13 protein-coding genes and 4 pseudogenes are annotated in these 15,285 nt (G+C 61.1%); 10 read left to right on the forward strand and 7 right to left on the reverse strand.

What is annotated here, in order from left to right; translation table 11 throughout:
* Nucleotides 1-185: pseudogene (locus BVER_RS16405) on the forward strand (IS5/IS1182 family transposase); the annotation flags it as partial.
* 253 nt (nt 186-438) lie between these two features.
* Here BVER_RS16405 and BVER_RS16415 read toward each other — a convergent pair.
* On the reverse strand, nt 439-1,053 hold the full coding sequence (locus BVER_RS16415) for a DUF3005 domain-containing protein (RefSeq protein ID WP_050454215.1): 615 nt from the start codon (nt 1,051-1,053) through the stop codon (nt 439-441).
* An 83-nt stretch (nt 1,054-1,136) separates the two neighbouring features.
* On the opposite strand from BVER_RS16415, the gene BVER_RS32600 reads away from it, so the two are divergent.
* From BVER_RS32600 to BVER_RS16425, 3 genes are all read left to right on the forward strand, one after another.
* On the forward strand, nt 1,137-1,382 hold the full coding sequence (locus tag BVER_RS32600; protein ID WP_198155275.1) for a hypothetical protein: 246 nt from the start codon (nt 1,137-1,139) through the stop codon (nt 1,380-1,382).
* Nucleotides 1,340-1,573, forward strand: coding sequence for a DUF6566 family protein (locus tag BVER_RS16420; RefSeq protein ID WP_050454216.1), 234 nt, complete (start codon nt 1,340-1,342; stop codon nt 1,571-1,573). Before BVER_RS32600 ends, BVER_RS16420 begins: the two co-directional genes overlap by 43 nt.
* Before the next feature lie 143 nt (nt 1,574-1,716).
* Nucleotides 1,717-2,742: a serine O-acetyltransferase gene (locus BVER_RS16425; RefSeq protein ID WP_083452215.1), complete on the forward strand. Its 1,026-nt coding sequence runs from the start codon at nt 1,717-1,719 to the stop codon at nt 2,740-2,742.
* A gap of 68 nt (nt 2,743-2,810) precedes the next feature.
* Here BVER_RS16425 and folE read toward each other — a convergent pair whose 3' ends face one another.
* Complete coding sequence (gene folE, locus BVER_RS16430) at nt 2,811-3,458, reverse strand: GTP cyclohydrolase I FolE (RefSeq protein WP_050454217.1); 648 nt, start codon at nt 3,456-3,458, stop codon at nt 2,811-2,813.
* A gap of 376 nt (nt 3,459-3,834) precedes the next feature.
* Nucleotides 3,835-4,251, reverse strand: a pseudogene (locus BVER_RS30245) (VOC family protein); the annotation flags it as partial.
* Between the two features lie 181 nt (nt 4,252-4,432).
* Between BVER_RS30245 and BVER_RS16445 the strand changes: the two are divergent.
* Nucleotides 4,433-5,068 (forward strand): TetR/AcrR family transcriptional regulator, encoded by a 636-nt coding sequence (locus BVER_RS16445; protein WP_050454220.1) that lies wholly within the window; start codon nt 4,433-4,435, stop codon nt 5,066-5,068.
* 3 nt (nt 5,069-5,071) lie between these two features.
* Here BVER_RS16445 and BVER_RS16450 read toward each other — a convergent pair whose 3' ends face one another.
* The gene (locus BVER_RS16450; RefSeq protein WP_157056087.1) at nt 5,072-6,406 is read right to left on the reverse strand and encodes an MFS transporter; all 1,335 of its coding nucleotides are present in this window, start codon (nt 6,404-6,406) and stop codon (nt 5,072-5,074) included.
* A 293-nt stretch (nt 6,407-6,699) separates the two neighbouring features.
* Here BVER_RS16450 and BVER_RS16455 point away from each other — a divergent pair, with 293 nt between their 5' ends.
* Together BVER_RS16455 and BVER_RS16460 are read left to right on the forward strand one after the other, a co-directional pair.
* Entirely contained in the window at nt 6,700-7,662 is a 963-nt protein-coding gene (locus BVER_RS16455) for a 2-hydroxyacid dehydrogenase (protein WP_050454222.1), read from the forward strand.
* Nucleotides 7,663-7,724: 62 nt separating this feature from the next.
* Nucleotides 7,725-8,621: a LysR substrate-binding domain-containing protein gene (locus BVER_RS16460; RefSeq protein ID WP_050454223.1), complete on the forward strand. Its 897-nt coding sequence runs from the start codon at nt 7,725-7,727 to the stop codon at nt 8,619-8,621.
* Here BVER_RS16460 and BVER_RS16465 read toward each other — a convergent pair.
* The 3 genes and pseudogenes from BVER_RS16465 to BVER_RS31605 form a co-directional block, all read right to left on the reverse strand.
* Nucleotides 8,618-9,988 (reverse strand): annotated as a pseudogene (locus BVER_RS16465) (aspartate aminotransferase family protein). The gene BVER_RS16460 and the pseudogene BVER_RS16465 overlap by 4 nt on opposite strands.
* 19 nt (nt 9,989-10,007) lie before the next feature.
* The gene (locus BVER_RS16470) at nt 10,008-11,342 is read right to left on the reverse strand and encodes a glutamine synthetase family protein (RefSeq protein ID WP_050454224.1); all 1,335 of its coding nucleotides are present in this window, start codon (nt 11,340-11,342) and stop codon (nt 10,008-10,010) included.
* Between the two features lie 150 nt (nt 11,343-11,492).
* Nucleotides 11,493-11,624 (reverse strand): hypothetical protein, encoded by a 132-nt coding sequence (locus BVER_RS31605; RefSeq protein ID WP_370444259.1) that lies wholly within the window; start codon nt 11,622-11,624, stop codon nt 11,493-11,495.
* Nucleotides 11,625-11,876: 252 nt separating this feature from the next.
* Here BVER_RS31605 and BVER_RS16480 point away from each other — a divergent pair, with 252 nt between their 5' ends.
* From BVER_RS16480 to BVER_RS16490, 3 genes and pseudogenes are all read left to right on the forward strand, one after another.
* Nucleotides 11,877-13,754: an ABC transporter permease gene (locus BVER_RS16480; protein WP_050454226.1), complete on the forward strand. Its 1,878-nt coding sequence runs from the start codon at nt 11,877-11,879 to the stop codon at nt 13,752-13,754.
* The gene (locus tag BVER_RS16485; protein ID WP_050454227.1) at nt 13,751-14,536 is read left to right on the forward strand and encodes an ABC transporter ATP-binding protein; all 786 of its coding nucleotides are present in this window, start codon (nt 13,751-13,753) and stop codon (nt 14,534-14,536) included. The genes BVER_RS16480 and BVER_RS16485 overlap by 4 nt, the downstream gene beginning before the upstream one ends.
* Nucleotides 14,530-15,245 (forward strand): annotated as a pseudogene (locus BVER_RS16490) (ABC transporter ATP-binding protein). The gene BVER_RS16485 and the pseudogene BVER_RS16490 overlap by 7 nt, the downstream one beginning before the upstream one ends.
* The last annotated feature ends 40 nt before the right edge of the window (nt 15,246-15,285 follow it).

Genomic DNA, 15,285 nt, shown 5'->3' on the forward strand with positions numbered 1-15,285 from the left:
TCAAGGGGCAAACCGGCGACGCGCTGCATGCGGTGCTGTGTGCGGCCGGCTACAACCTGCGCTGGCTGCTGCGCGCGATCGTTCGTCTGGGCCTTGGCCCTATATTCTTTTTGCTGCTCGCGTGGGCGCGTTTTCAGCTCAACGTCATGCCTCAACCTCTACTCGTGCGCTGCAGACCTGGCTGAGATGTGCGTTTACGTCTGCACCAGACTGCGTCGTCGGGTCCATTCCGGCAAATTCAATTTTGCAGGCCAGACTGCTTACGCAAAACTGCCTTCCCGCGCTCGTTCGCCCCGTGAACCTGAAATACGTTTTTTGCCAGGTCGATGCCAATCGTCGTAATCTGCATGATGACGCCCCTTCCGGTCTGAGTGGTCGATGACACTTCCACTCTGGCACATTGATGCCGTCATCGGGTGGGGGCGTCCATCCCATTGCTTACGAACGCTCGAGCACGAACAGTCGCGATGGCCGCATGTGATTCAGCGCGTAATGCTTGCGCCCGCGCAAGGTATGACCGTGCGCATCGCGGCCTTCGAAGCGCAGTTTGTCCTCGACTTCGGGCACGGCTGGCGCGACCATGCCGCGATCGATCATGCGCCAGCCGCGTTCGAGCATCAGCAATACGCCGTTGCGTCCCGGACGGCTGTCGAAGCCGCCGAGCCCGTCGTCGGGCGTATCGACGTAATTGACCGTCGTGGAGTTCGAATTGATTACCGCGTCGGGCTCTTCGCGCATCATCTCGTCGTAGCGCTGCGCCTGGATATTCTTGCCGTCGGCGTCGACGATATCGTCCATCGTGCCGTCGTTCAGCACGTCCGCGCCGCGCGGACGCATTTCACGCATGCCGTCCGGACCGATGGTCGTATCGGCGGATGTCCTCGACAGGTCCGAGCGCGCGTTGGCCCCCGCGTGCACCTCGCCGCCGGCGGCCGCTTTCTGCGCATCGCTCATCTTGACGTGGGCCGTTTCCGCGCCCGGCGTCTTGATGGGACTATTGGCGACGTGGTCGCTCTGCTTGTCTTTCGGATCGTTTGTATTCGCGTCACTCATCACGTACTCCCGTTGATCGTACCGAACTGAAGTACACCTCACGCAAGACTCGTTCCGGTTATTTGGCGACGGAACCGCGAGCCTTGTCGCAAGGCGACCACGCCACGACCGCTATTTTTCGCCTTTTTTTCGGCCCCAAGCGGATTTCATACAAGTATTATTTGGAACCTACCGGCGGCAAAGCGCAACAGGTGCGACGCGAGCAACAAGGAGGGCGCGTCGTGAAAGCTGCCGGACAAACGCAACGCAATACAAACGAGCAGGGCACTTTGACACAGGGTGACTCATGCAACACGATGCAGCCTTTTCTCATCGAGGCTACCTTCTGAACTGCACGCCCACCCGGGCCGGAGATGGCAGCTATCAACCGTATGTGGTGATCTCGCGAACGAGCGATGGCGAACTCGTCGCCAACCGGTTCTTTCCCGCCGAGTTGCGCTTTCGCACCGAGTACGACGCCATCGCGCATGCGCGCGACTGGGCCGTGCGCTGGATCGACGCGAGCAACGTAACGATCTGACCATGCACGCTTTCGCGCTCCTTCGACGTCGACGACATCCCGGCCCGCTGCGGCCGGCGGCAAGTTTGCGCAAAACCGGTTAATCTTGAGACCTGTTTCCGCCAGGCACGTCACGGCGGTCAATATTCTCGTTCTGGGTTGACATGCACAACAAGCCACCGCTAGAGGCCGCTCCGCCTTTCGCTTTTTCGCACGACACCGGCAATTTCGCGCCGAACGAATGGGGTTTGTCCCGCATCGTCGCCGATCTGCGCCAGTCGCGCGAGGAGTTGCATCGCACGCGCCATCCGCTGGGCATACGCGAATTGCCTTCGCGCGATGCCATCGTGCGGATCGTGAATGGCCTGCGTGCCGCACTCTTTCCGACGCATTACGGCGCGCCGGACCTGACTGACGAAAGCGTCGATTTCTACGTCGGCCAGACGCTCGAAAGCACCTTGCGTTTGCTGCACGAGCAGATTCGACGCGCGATGCGCTTCCTGCCCGAACATCGCGAAACCGGCGATGCCGAACTGAGCGCGCGCGCATTCGACATTGCACGCGAGTTCGGTTCGCAACTGCCGCAGATTCGCGCGCTGCTGGTGTCGGATATCCGCGCCGCGTTCACGGGCGATCCCGCCGCGCAACATATCACCGAGATTTTGCTGTGCTATCCCGGCATTCTGGCGATGACGCATCATCGCTATCCCGGCATTCTGGCGATGACGCATCATCGCCTGGCGCATGCCTTGCAGAAGCTCGGCGTGCCGCTGCTGGCGCGTTTTATCAACGAGATCGCGCATTCGCTGACGGGCATCGATATTCACCCGGGCGCGACGATCGGGCCGAGCTTTTTTATCGACCACGGCACGGGCGTGGTGATCGGCGAAACGGCGATCATCGGCGAGCGCGTGCGCGTGTATCAGGCGGTGACGCTGGGCGCGAAGACCTTTCCTTCGACGAGCGACGGTTCGCTGGTCAAGGGCAACGCGCGTCATCCGATCGTGGAAGACGATGTTGTCATTTACGCAGGCGCGACGATTCTCGGTCGCGTGACGATCGGCCAGGGCTCGGTTATCGGCGGCAATGTGTGGCTCACGCATAGCGTGCCGCCGGGCAGCAACGTGTCGCAAGGCAAGGTGCGCGAAGCGAGCAGCGACGATTCGTCGGGACACAGTTTCGACGCTTGATTATCTCGCGCTAAAAATACAAAAGGCCTTCATTTGAAGGCCTTTTGCTTTGTGCGCTACAGCAAACGTCAAGTATTCGATACGCTGAACGCATTCGAATTGCCGACGATCGACAGAAACTCGCGACGCGTCGAGGGATCGTCGCGGAACGAGCCGAGCATGCGCGACGTCACCATCGATACGCCCGCCTTATGCACGCCGCGCGTCGACATGCATTGATGCGCCGCTTCCAGAATCACGCCGACGCCAATAGGTTGCAACACCTCGTTGAGCGTATCGGCGATTTGCGCGGTCATCTTCTCCTGAATCTGCAAACGCTTGGCGAAGGCATCGACCAGACGCGCGAGCTTGGAAATCCCGACCACGCGCTTGTTCGGCAGATACGCGACATGCGCGCGGCCGATAATCGGCACCATATGATGCTCGCAATAGCTCTCGAAGCGGATGTCCTTCAGTACGATCATCTCGTCGTAACCCTGCACTTCGGAAAACGTACGCGACAGGATTTCGTGCGGATTTTGCTCGTAGCCTTGAAAAAACTCTTCGTAGGAGCGAACGACGCGCGCGGGCGTGTCGATCAAACCTTCACGCCTGGGATCGTCACCGGCCCAGCGCAGCAGGACGCGCACGGCGGCTTCGGCTTCCTCGCGGCTCGGACGATCAGCGGATGCGGGCATGTCCGAAGCGGAAGGGGTGTTCTTGCGCGGGGCGCTCATAGAAAGCTCCTGTCAAAACGTGAATGCGGATAGTACGGATAGCATCCCGCATTGTTCCACGTTTTTTACCCGACATGCCTGTCAGGTCTTTCCCCCTCCGTCGATGCCCGAACCCGTGCGCCATACCTGCTTGCCGCGCTCCGACAATTCGCCGCAGCTGTGGTCCTTGTCGGCTTCGGTGCCGGGCTTGGCCATGTCGCCGCCCGATTGCTCCTGCGCCGGCTGCTTCTGACGCTTGTCGCGCGCAATGCGATCTTCCTGCGAACGTCCTGCGTAGTTGCTCTCCATGTCGGCCTCTCCTTGGGAACGTTACGGAGGAGAGGCGCGCAAGCAGCGTACCCGCGAGACGGTATGCCAGTTGCGATTCCATGCCGCCGAGCACCATCCACGACACGCCGAATTTGTCCTGAACCATGCCGAAGCGCTTGGCGAAGAACGTTTGCGTCATCGCCATCTGCACCTGGCCGCCGTTGCCCAGCGCGGCGAAATATTTCTCGGCTTGTTGTTCGTCGTTGGCCGTGAGCGAAAGCGATATGCCCGCGAAATTCGGCTTGCCACTGCACATGCCGTCGGATGCCATGATCATCGAGTCGCCGATCATCAGTGCGTAGTGCATGATCTTGTCCTCGGAGCCCGCGGGCATGCCGCAACCTTCCGAAGCTTGCGCCTTGCCCGCTTCGGGATTTTCCTTGAAGCGCATCATCATCACCGTTTGCGCGCCGAGATGCTCGCGATAAAACGTGATGGCCTCTTCGCAACGGCCTTCGAAAAACAGATAGGGCTGAACTTGCATGTCTGCTCCTTGAGTTGGACTGCGCGGCTGTTAGCAATACACCGTCTCACGATGCAGCGTCGTCGTGACAATACAACGGCAAAGCTTCGTGCGAAGGCTTATTTCCACTTGTGTACACCGTCCACAAAAATAGCAGAGATAATGGACACTGTCCACATATGGAAAGCCCGACAAAATAAAAATGACGAATCTCAAGCCGCGAAGCACTTACAGACATGGCGATCTGCGACGCGCGTTGATCGAAGCGGGCGTCGAACTGGCGCGTGACGGCGGACCGGATGCCGTGGTGCTGCGCGAAGCGACGCGTCGCGCGGGCGTGGTGCCGAACGCGGCGTACCGGCACTTCGCGAGCCGTGACGAATTGCTGACGGCCGTGCGATCGGCGGCGTTATCGTCGGTTGCGCAGGCGATGGAAGATGAGTTGGCGGCGCGTCCGAAGAAACGCCGTCGCGCGGATACGGCGCGCGCGGGTCTGCGGGCAATCGGCGCGGGTTATCTGCGTTTCGCGCAACAGGAAACCGGCCTGTTCCGCACCGCGTTCGCCGCGCCGCCTGCGGAGTGGGGCGCGCATGAGGGCGCTTACGGCAAAGGTCCGAGCGGACTCGATCCGTTCGAATTGCTGAGCCGTGCGCTGGATGAATTGGTGGAGGCGGAGGCGCTCGATGCCGCGCGTCGCGCCGGTGCGGAATATCTCGCGTGGAGCGCGGTGCACGGCTTCGCGTTGTTGTTGATCGAAGGGCCGTTGCAAGGGCTCGCGCGTGCGCGTATCGAGCCGCTTGCGGAGCGTCTGCTCGATATGGTCGAGCAGGGCTTATAGCGCTTACTTCTTGCTGGTTTGTGCGATCGGTTCGACGACGCTGATCAGCAACACGAGACACAGCAGCGACGTGCCGAGCATATAGATGAACACGCTGGTCCAGCTATAGCTGTCGAGCAGAAAGCCGACCGCGAGCGGCGCGCATGCACCGCCGATCTGCCCAACCGAATTCACGATGCCGAACGCCGTCGGATACGTCGCCTTGGTGGCGAGACCCATCGGGTACGCTGAGTAGCCCGCGAAGCCGATGCCGAGCATCAGGCCCGCCATCATCAACGCCGCGCCGAGATAGGCGACGCTGTTGGGCGCATCGATGAGCGCGAACATCATGATCATGGTGCCGAGCGCGCCGAGCATCATCATCGGCTTGCGGCGGCCGCCGAGGAAGCGATCGGAGATCCATCCGCCGAGCATGTTGCCCGCCACCGCGCCGATGAACGGCGCCGATGCGAGAAAGCCCATTTTCACCGACGTAAAGCCCTTCACCGTGACGAGATAAGTCGGAATCCACGAGATAAAAATATTGCTGATGCCGATCATGCAGCCGTAGCCGAGCGCCACGCCGAAGATATTCCACGAGCGGAACACTTGCCCCACGGTTTCGAGCGCGGGCACTTTCTTCGTGCGGTTGAAGGTGTCGATGAAGGGCATCGGCTCCATTTGTGCGCGACGTCCGCTTTGACGCGCCATGTCGTTCGATTCATCGGCGATATAGCGCTGTTCCGCCGGCGAGCAGAAGCGGTTTTCGGACGGCGAGTTGGTGACGAGGAACATCCACAGAATCGCGAAGAGAATGCCGGGAATCGCGAACACATAGAAGATTTCGCGCCATCCCCAAAGCTGAATCACGATGATGCACACCGATGGCACGATCAACGGCCCGAGCTTCGATGCCGCAATCCACAAGCCCGTGGCCGAGCCTTTTTCGCGCGCCGGAAACCAGCGATTGATCACGTTGGTGCAGCCGATACCGAGCGGCCCTTCCGACAAACCGAGACCGACGCGATACGCCATCAGCAGAAATACGGAGGAGGTCGTGCCCATCAGTCCGGTAAAGACCGATATGAGAATCATGAACACGGAAAACAGCCAGCCGGTGGTTTTTTCGCTAAGGCGCTTGTAAAGCAGGCCGACGGGAATCTGCACGAAGCCGTAAGCGAACGAAAACAGGCTGACGATCAAACCGGCCTCGGTGTTCGAGATGCAGTATTCCTTCTTCAGATACGGCAGCGCGATGCCGAAGTTCGCGCGATCCGCGCAAGCGATGGCCCAGATGCAGAAGATCAGGCCCATCACGATCCAGCGATGGCTGGTGCGCTTTTCGGTTTCGGCGTGCATCCGGGCGGACGCGACCGTGCTGTCGACGTTACTCACGCTGTTTGTCTCCGTATCGGTTTGCGAGGCTCTTTTGATGATCGACCTTCTACGTCTGCATTGTCGCGGTGCGTCAACGCAAGCGTCCAATCTTTTATTGCTATTACCTGATTCCCGGATTGAATCGATTATCCGTGTATCAGTTGATATGAAATCGGGATTGGACGCTCGTCGCGAATGACGCGATGATCCTTCCGCATCGCGCGGCATCAATGGCTTGCGTGCAGCGTAGGACTTGAACAGAAAGGAGCGTCCGCATGAACTACCCGAAGCCCGATATCCTGCAACTGAATCCGATTCTCGTGCCCGCCATCAACGACACATTGAACGCGCGTTACACGATGCATCGCCTGTTCGAACAGGAGGACAAGGACGCTTATCTGCGCGAGCACGGCGCGTCGATTCGCGGCGTGATCACGGGCGAGCATACGGGCATTTCGAACGACATGATCGAGCGCTTGCCCGCGTTGAAAGTGATCGCGGTGAACGGCGTCGGCACCGATGCAGTCGATCTCGCCTTCGCGCGTTCGCGCGGCATTCCGGTGACGGCGACGTTCGGCGCGTTGACGGAAGACGTCGCCGATCTGACGATCGATCTCATCATCACCGTGTTGCGCGAGATCGTGCCGGGCCATGACTTCGTGCGCGATGCAAAGTGGCCTGAATTCCCGAGTCCGAGTGCGATTCCGTTGTCGCGTCGTTTCAGCGGCAAGCGCGTGGGCATCGTCGGTCTCGGCAAGGTGGGACGCGCGATCGCCAAGCGCGCGGCGGCATTCGATTGTCCCGTCGCTTACACCGATGTGCGCAGCATGGACGATGTGGCGTATCGCTTCGCGCCCGATCTGCTGACGCTCGCGCGAGAGAGCGACATCCTCGTGCTCGCGGCCGCTGCGGACAAGGCGCAGGGCATCATCAACGCGGCCGTGCTCGATGCGCTGGGCCGCGACGGCTATCTCATCAATATCGCGCGCGGCAAGCTGGTGGTCGAAAGCGATCTGGTCGAAGCGCTGCAGGGCGGCGTGATCGCGGGCGCGGGCCTCGATGTATTCGTCGATGAACCCAATGTGCCCGCCGAACTGTTCACGATGAATCGCGTCGTGTTGCAGGCGCATCGCGCGAGCGCGACGGTGGAATCGCGCACGGCGATGGGCGAGATGGTGCTCGCGAGTCTTGCGCAGGCTTTGGCAGGCGAGCGTCCCGAAGGCAGTCTCACGACCTGATCCATGTCGCGCACGAGCGTCGAACATATAATGATCGGCTAATCCGCCTACGTCGATTACGAATGCTCGATCTCGGACAAGTGCGTTGCTTCGTCGCCGCCGCGACGGAGCTGAATTTCCGGCGCGCAGCGGCGTTGCTGAACATGACTCAGCCGTCGCTCAACCGCCAGATTCATCTGCTCGAAGAAAACCTCGGCGTGAAGCTGTTCGAGCGCATCGGTCGCACGGTCAAGCTCACGACCGAAGGGCGCGTGTTTCTCGCGGATGCCTCGCGTCTGCTGAGCATCGCGGAGCAGGCGGAAAGCACGGTACGTCGCGCGAGCAAGGGCACGACGGGCCGCGTGCGGCTCGGATTTACCGGCGCGGCGGGCTACGAACTCATCCCCGAACTGTTGATGGCCGCGAAGCACGCGTTGCCCGATATCGACGTCGTGCTACTCGAACTCGTGTCCGTCGCGCAGATCGAGGCGTTTGCGGCGAAGGCCATCGACCTCGGTTTCCTGCGGCCTTTGCCTTCGCGTCAACCGCTCGAATTTTTGCTCGTCGATAAAGAGCCGATGATCGTCGCGCTGCCCGCGGGTCATGCGTTATGCCGCTTCGACGAAATCGAACTCGCGCAACTGGACGATCAGGCGTTCATCATGCATTCGCCCACGCACGGCAAGTATTTCTACGAGCGCATCATGGGCATGTTCACGACGACGGACGTGAAGCCGCAATTCACGCAATACATCGATCAGACGCCCACGATTCTTTCGCTCGTGCGCGCAGGCTTGGGCGTCAGCATCCTGCCGTTTTCCTCGCAACGATTTCATTACGACAATGTGGAGTTCAGGCGCATTGCCGGCCAATCCGTGCAGGCTGAAATGAGCATGGCCTGGCGCGCGGATCAGGACAATCCCGCCGTCACCGCGTTCAGGCTGATGGCGGCGGAGCATTTCGCGAGCAAGACGCGTTAGCGGCTTTTTATAGCGTGCGCGGTCTTGTCGATGGCGCGCCGTGCCTTCTCCACGATCTCGTCGATTTCCGCATGCGTGATGATCAGCGGCGGCGACAGCAACATGCGATCGTGGCTTGCGCGCATGACGAGGCCATCGTCGAAGCAGAAGTCGCGGCATAACGTGCCGACGTCGTCCGCATTTGCGAAGCGCTTGCGTGTCGTGCGATCTTCCGCGAGTTAAATGCCCGCGACGAGTCCTGCGCCGACGACTTCGCCGACAATCGCATGATCGCTCAACGCCTCGCGCAAACGCCGCTGAAAATACGGCCCGATATCGCGTTTGACGCGTTCGACGATGCCTTCATCGCGCATCAATTTCAGATTGGCCACCGCGACCGCCGCCGCCACCGGATGCCCCGAATACGTGAAGCCGTGATTGAACTCACCGCCTTCGACGATCGCATCCGCGATACGCTGATTAAGACCGACCGCGCCCATCGGCACATAGCCGCTCGTAAGGCCCTTGGCCATCGTGATGAGATCCGGTTCGAAGCCGAAGTGTCGATGCGCGAACCATTCGCCCGTTCGACCGAAACCGCCGATCACTTCATCGGCGATCAACAGGACATCGTGCTTGCGACAGATGCGTTCGATCTCCGCCCAATAGTTCGCGGACGGAAAGATCACGCCGCCCGCGCCTTGAAACGGCTCGCCGATAAAAGCCGCGACATTCTCCGCGCCGAGTTCGAGGATCTTCGTTTCGAGCTGACGCGCGCGTTCGAGCCCGAACGTTTCTTCGCTCAGCGTGCCGCCCTCGCCGAACCAATACGGCTGATCGATATGCGCAACATGTTCCATTTTCGATGGCATCTGCTCGTGCATATAGCTCATGCCGCCGAGCGTCGCGCCAGCGATCGTGGAGCCATGATAGGCGTTGTTCCGCGCGATCACATATCGCTTCGACGATTGCCCTTGCAAAGCCCAATAGCGATGCACGATGCGCAGCGCCATATCGTTCGCCTCCGATCCGCTATTGCAATAGACGAAGCGTTCGAACGGCGACGCGATCTCCGCCAGCAAGGCCGATAACTCGATCACCGGTGGATGCGTGGTCTTGAAAAACGCCTTGTAGTAGGGCAATTCGCACAGTTGCGCGTAAGCGGCATCGGCGAGTTCGCGTCGTCCGTAACCGACGTTCACGCACCAGAGTCCCGCCATGCCGTCAATCAGGCGCGCGCCGTCCGAGTCCCACAGATGCACGCCTTCGGCCTTCACGATGACGCGGCTTCCCGCGCGATTGAGCGTGCCCATGTCCGAGAACGGATGAATATGATGCGCGGCGTCGAGCGCGCGGTAATGCGATGTCGAATCGAATCGGTCATTCATGTCGTCGTCTCTGATAGCGTTAAACGTGCAGCAGCAAATGCTTGCGTTCCCACGAACTGATCACGCGGAAGAACGCTTCGTATTCGGTCTCCTTGAGCGTCAGATACGCGCGCACGAATTGCTCGCCGAACATCTCGGCGAGCGGTTCGCACGCGCCCATCAACGTCAGGCCTTCTTCGAGATTGCGCGGCAACTGAAACGGCAGACGATAGCCATCGCTTGCGAGCGGCGCGCTCGGTTCGAGATGTTGCGTCATGCCGAGATAGCCTGCGGCGAGCGTCGCGGCAATCGCGAGATACGGATTGCAATCCACGCCGGGAATGCGATTTTCGATCCGTCGCGCGGCAGGCGATGCATGCGGCACGCGAAAGCCGACCGTGCGATTGTCGTAACCCCATTGCACGTTGATCGGCGCGGCCATGAAGCGCGTCAATCGACGATACGAGTTGATGTACGGCGCGAAGATCGGCATCAGCGCGGGCGTGTATTTCTGCAATCCGGCGATATAGCTGTAGAAGAGGCCGCTTGCTTGTCCATCGCGGTCGCTGAAGAGATTGCGGCCGGACTCGGCATCGACCACGCTTTGATGCACATGCATGGCCGAACCGGGTTCGTTCTCCATCGGCTTGGCCATGAAGGTCGCGTACATCTTGTGACGCAGTGCGGCTTCGCGCACGGTGCGCTTGAAGAGGAACACGCGATCGGCGAGATTGAGCGGATCGCCATGCAGAAAGTTGATTTCCATCTGCGCCGCGCCGACTTCGTGAATCAGCGTATCGACTTCGAGCTCCTGCATCTCGCAGTATTCATAAATGTCTTCGAAGAGCGTATCGAACTCGTTCACGGCATCGATCGAATACGCCTGACGTCCCGTTTCCGCGCGGCCCGTGCGCCCGACCGGCGGCTGCAGAGGCAGATCGGGATCGCGATTGACATCGACGAGAAAGAACTCGAGCTCGGGCGCGACGACGGGACGCCAGCCTTTTGCAGCGAATTTTTGCAGCACGTCGCGCAACACGCGGCGCGGAGAAATCGCGACCGGCGTGCCGTCGAAATGCACGCAATCGTGGATCACTTGCGCGGTCGGATCGGTGGCCCAGGGAATCAGGCGGATCGTGCTCGCATCGGGCACGCAGATCATGTCGGGATCGGTGATGCCGCTGAAGGTGCCGTCGTCGGGGTAATCGCCGGTGACGGTCTGCATCATCACGGCTTGCGACAAACGCATCGCTTCGCCCGATTCGAACTTACTGCGCGGAATGATCTTGCCGCGGGCGGTGCCGGCCATATCGGGAATGATGGCCTCGATTTCGGTGATGTGATGTTTTCGCAGGAATTCGTCGATGCGTTCCATGTGTGTCTCTCGTTTCCTGGGTTTCGAAAGGGCGAACGCGCCCACGGCCTTCGCAAGCAATGCGAAGGCGCGAAAATGAGGACGAACGTCGTCACGCGCGCGAGCGCACGGACGTGTCAGTCAGGGGAATAAACGAAACGGGAGGAGGCGCTACGGCAGCAGCGAAGCCGCACCGACGCAATGCACGGCGATGAACGCGCGCGCGGCAACATTGCGACGACGCACGCTGCGGCGTGACAGGATGATGAAATTCGACGTTACGCGGCTTTGGTCGGGATGCATGCCGCGGCGATTGGTGCTGGAGCGTGCGCTCCGCTTGACCAGAGGGCCTTGGACTCTCACGATTGCACTCGTTTGGCGAGATTGGACTGCGGATGGGGACGTCGTTTCTGACAATCGCCCTGCGAACAGGATATACGAGTCATCAGATGCGTCAAGACGCGTTTTCCTTAGGGCTTTTTTAGACGCATCGGGACGGCAAGCGCATTTAACCGATAATGTCGGCTCTTTCGCACCCGCACCGCGCTTTAGCCGATGTTCGCCAACCTTCTCGTCCAGCTCGTCAACGGTCTCGCCGATGCCTGCGCGCTCTTTCTGGTCGCCTCCGGCCTGTCGCTGATCTTCGGCGTCACGCGCATCGTGAATTTCGCGCACGGCTCGCTCTATATGCTCGGCATGTATGTCGCGACCAGCCTGACGAGCCGCTTCGGTGGAAGCGTCGCGGGCTTTTGGGCGTCGATCGTCGGTGCGGCGGCGGTGATCGGCGTGTTGGGCGCGGTGATCGAAGTGGGCGTGCTGAGGCGCATCTATCGCGCGCCCGAGTTGTTTCATCTGCTGGCAACATTCGCGCTCGTGCTGATTTTCCGCGATGCCGCGCTCTACATCTGGGGACCGGAAGACCGATTCGGTCCGCGTGCGCCGCATCTCGCGGGCGCGGTGCAATGGCTCGGTCACGCGTTGCCGACCTACGATCTTGCGTTGATCGCAATCGGTCCGCTGGTGCTCGCGTCGCTCTGGTATGCGTTGACGCGCACGCGATGGGGCACGCTCGTGCGCGCCGCGAGCATCGACCGCGACATGCTCGGCGCGCTCGGCGTAAATCAGGCGTGGCTCTTTACCGGCGTCTTCTTCGTCGGCGCGTTTCTCGCGGGTTTGGGCGGCGCGTTGCAGATGCCGCGCATGTCCGCGAATCTGTCGCTCGATCTCGATACCATCGGCAACGCGTTCGTGGTTGTTGTGGTCGGCGGCATGGGCTCGATTCCGGGCGCGTTCGTCGCCGCCTTGCTGATCGCCGAGATCAAGGCGCTGTGTATCGGCATCGGACATGTATCGATGTTCGGCATCGACTTCTCGTTGTCGAAGTTCACGCTGGTCGCCGAATTCGTCGTGGTGGCCGTGGTGCTCGTGTTGCGTCCGTGGGACCTGTTCGGCAGGCCGCAAGCGATCGCCCGTTCAGCCGCGCCCGCCGATACACCTTTGCGTCCCTTCACGCGACGCGGCAAGCTCGCCGCGAGCATCGTCGTGTTGCTGCTCGCGCTCGCGCCGTTGTTCGCCGATGCGTTTCCCTACATGCCCGTGCTGATGGTCGAGATCATGATCGCCGCGCTGTTCGCCGCGAGCCTGCATTTCATCATGGGACCGGGCGGCATGCATTCGTTCGGGCACGCCGCGTATTTCGGGCTCGGCGCTTACGGCGCGGCCTTGTTTCTGAAGGTCTTCGCCTTGCCGATGGAAGCCGCGCTCGTGCTCGGTCCGCTGATCGCGGGTGTGGGCGCGCTGGTGTTCGGCTGGTTCTGCGTGCGGCTATCGGGCGTCTATCTCGCGATGCTCACGCTCGCGTTCGCGCAGATCGTCTGGTCCGTCATCTATCAGTGGGATGCGGTGACGGGCGGCAGCAACGGCATCCTCGGTCTATGGCCTGCGCCGTGGCTGTCGTCGCCGGTCGCGTATTACTACGTGACGCTGGCGATGGGCATCGTCGGCGTGCTGCTGTTGCGGCGCATGCTGTTCGCGCCGCTCGGCCTCGCGATGCGCGCGGGCCGCGATTCGCCCTTGCGCGCCGAAGCCATCGGTATCGACGTGGCGCGCGTGCAATGGGTTGCGTTCGTCGTCGCCGCGCTCATATGCGGGCTCGCCGGATCTTTGTACGCGTTCTCGAAAGGCAATATCTCGCCCGATGTGATCAGCGTGGCGCGTTCCGTCGACGGTCTCGTGATGGTGCTGCTCGGCGGCATTCAGACGCTCGTCGGACCGCTGGCCGGCGCGGCCGTTTTTACGTGGCTGCAAGATACCGTCGCGCGTCAGACCGATTACTGGCAGGCGCTGCTCGGCGCGGCCATTTTGCTGCTCGTGATCGCGTTTCCGCAAGGCATCGTGGGCTTCGTGCGTAGCCGTTTCGCGGAGGCCGAATGAGTCTCCTGCGTATCGAATCCCTGTCGAAGTCCTTCGACGGCGTGAAGGCGGTCGACGGCGTATCGTTCGATCTCGAAGCAGGGCAGTTGCTCGCGCTGATCGGCCCGAACGGCGCGGGAAAATCGACCTGCTTCAACATGATCAACGGACAACTGACGCCGACTTCAGGCTCGATCCGTTTCGACGGACACGAACTGGCGGGCAAGCGTCCGCGCGACATATGGCGGCTCGGCGTCGGCCGAACGTTTCAAATCGCCGCGACCTTCAATTCGATGACGGTCCTCGAAAACGTGCAGATGGCGCTGCTCTCGCACGAACGGCGCGTGTTCAGTCTCTTCGGCCGCGTCGCGTCATGGCGTGCCGACGATGCGCTCGCCTTGCTCGATCTCGTCGGCATAGCATCGCACGCGAAGCGCAGTTGCGCGGTGCTCGCGTATGGCGATGTCAAGCGCGTGGAACTCGCCATCGCGCTCGCCAATGCGCCGAAGCTGCTGTTGATGGACGAACCCACCGCGGGCATGGCGCCGCAAGAGCGCAACGAACTCATGGCGCTGACCGCGCGGCTCGCGAAACAGCGCAACATCGGCGTGTTGTTTACGGAGCACAGCATGGACGTGGTGTTCGAATACGCGGACCGCCTGATCGTGCTCGCGCGCGGACGTCTGATCGCGCAAGGCGACGCGAACACCATCCGCAACGATGCACGCGTGCGCGAGGTCTATCTCGGCACGGGCGCATCGTTCGCGCCGCGCGCGATGCTGAACGACGGAGACGCATCATGACGCCGCTGCTGAAAGTCGAAAGGCTCAACGCGTACTATGGCCGCGCGCAGATCCTGTTCGATGTGAGCTTCGAAGTAGGGCGCGGCGAAGTGGTCGCGCTGATGGGTCGCAACGGCGCGGGCAAGTCCACGACGATGAAGGCCATCATGAACATGATGCCGCGCAAGTCGGGCGATATCGCGTTCATGGGCGAGCGTATCGACGCGTGGCCGACGCATCGCATCGCGCGCGCGGGGCTGGGTTATGTGCCCGAGGATCGTCGCGTGTTCGGCGATCTCACGGTGATGGAAAATCTCGACACGGGCCGTCAGCCGCCGCGCGATGGCGCGCCATCATGGACGCCGAACAAGCTGTTTCGTGTGTTCCCGAATCTCGGCGAAATGCGCGAGAACGTCGCGGGTCGCGCATGAGCGGCGGCGAGCAGCAGATGCTGACGGTATCGCGCACGCTGATGGGCAATCCGCGCGTCGTGCTGCTCGACGAACCGTCGGAAGGCGTTGCGCCCGTGATCGTCGAGCAGATGGCCGATATGATTCTGGAACTGAAGCGCGAAGGCTTGTCGATCCTTTTGTCCGAGCAGAATCTGCATTTTGCCGGACTGGTGAGCGATCGCGTCTATGTGCTGGAGAAAGGATAAGTGCGCCACGCAGGCGCTATGCACGATTTCGTCGCTGATGATGCCGCGCGTCGCGCGTATCTCGGCGTGTGAGTTTTAACTCATTCAACTATCAGGGAGCGTGATTCATAAC

It is taken from the genome of Candidatus Burkholderia verschuerenii, assembly GCF_001189365.1.
Taxonomy (GTDB): Bacteria; Pseudomonadota; Gammaproteobacteria; order Burkholderiales; family Burkholderiaceae; genus Caballeronia; species Caballeronia verschuerenii.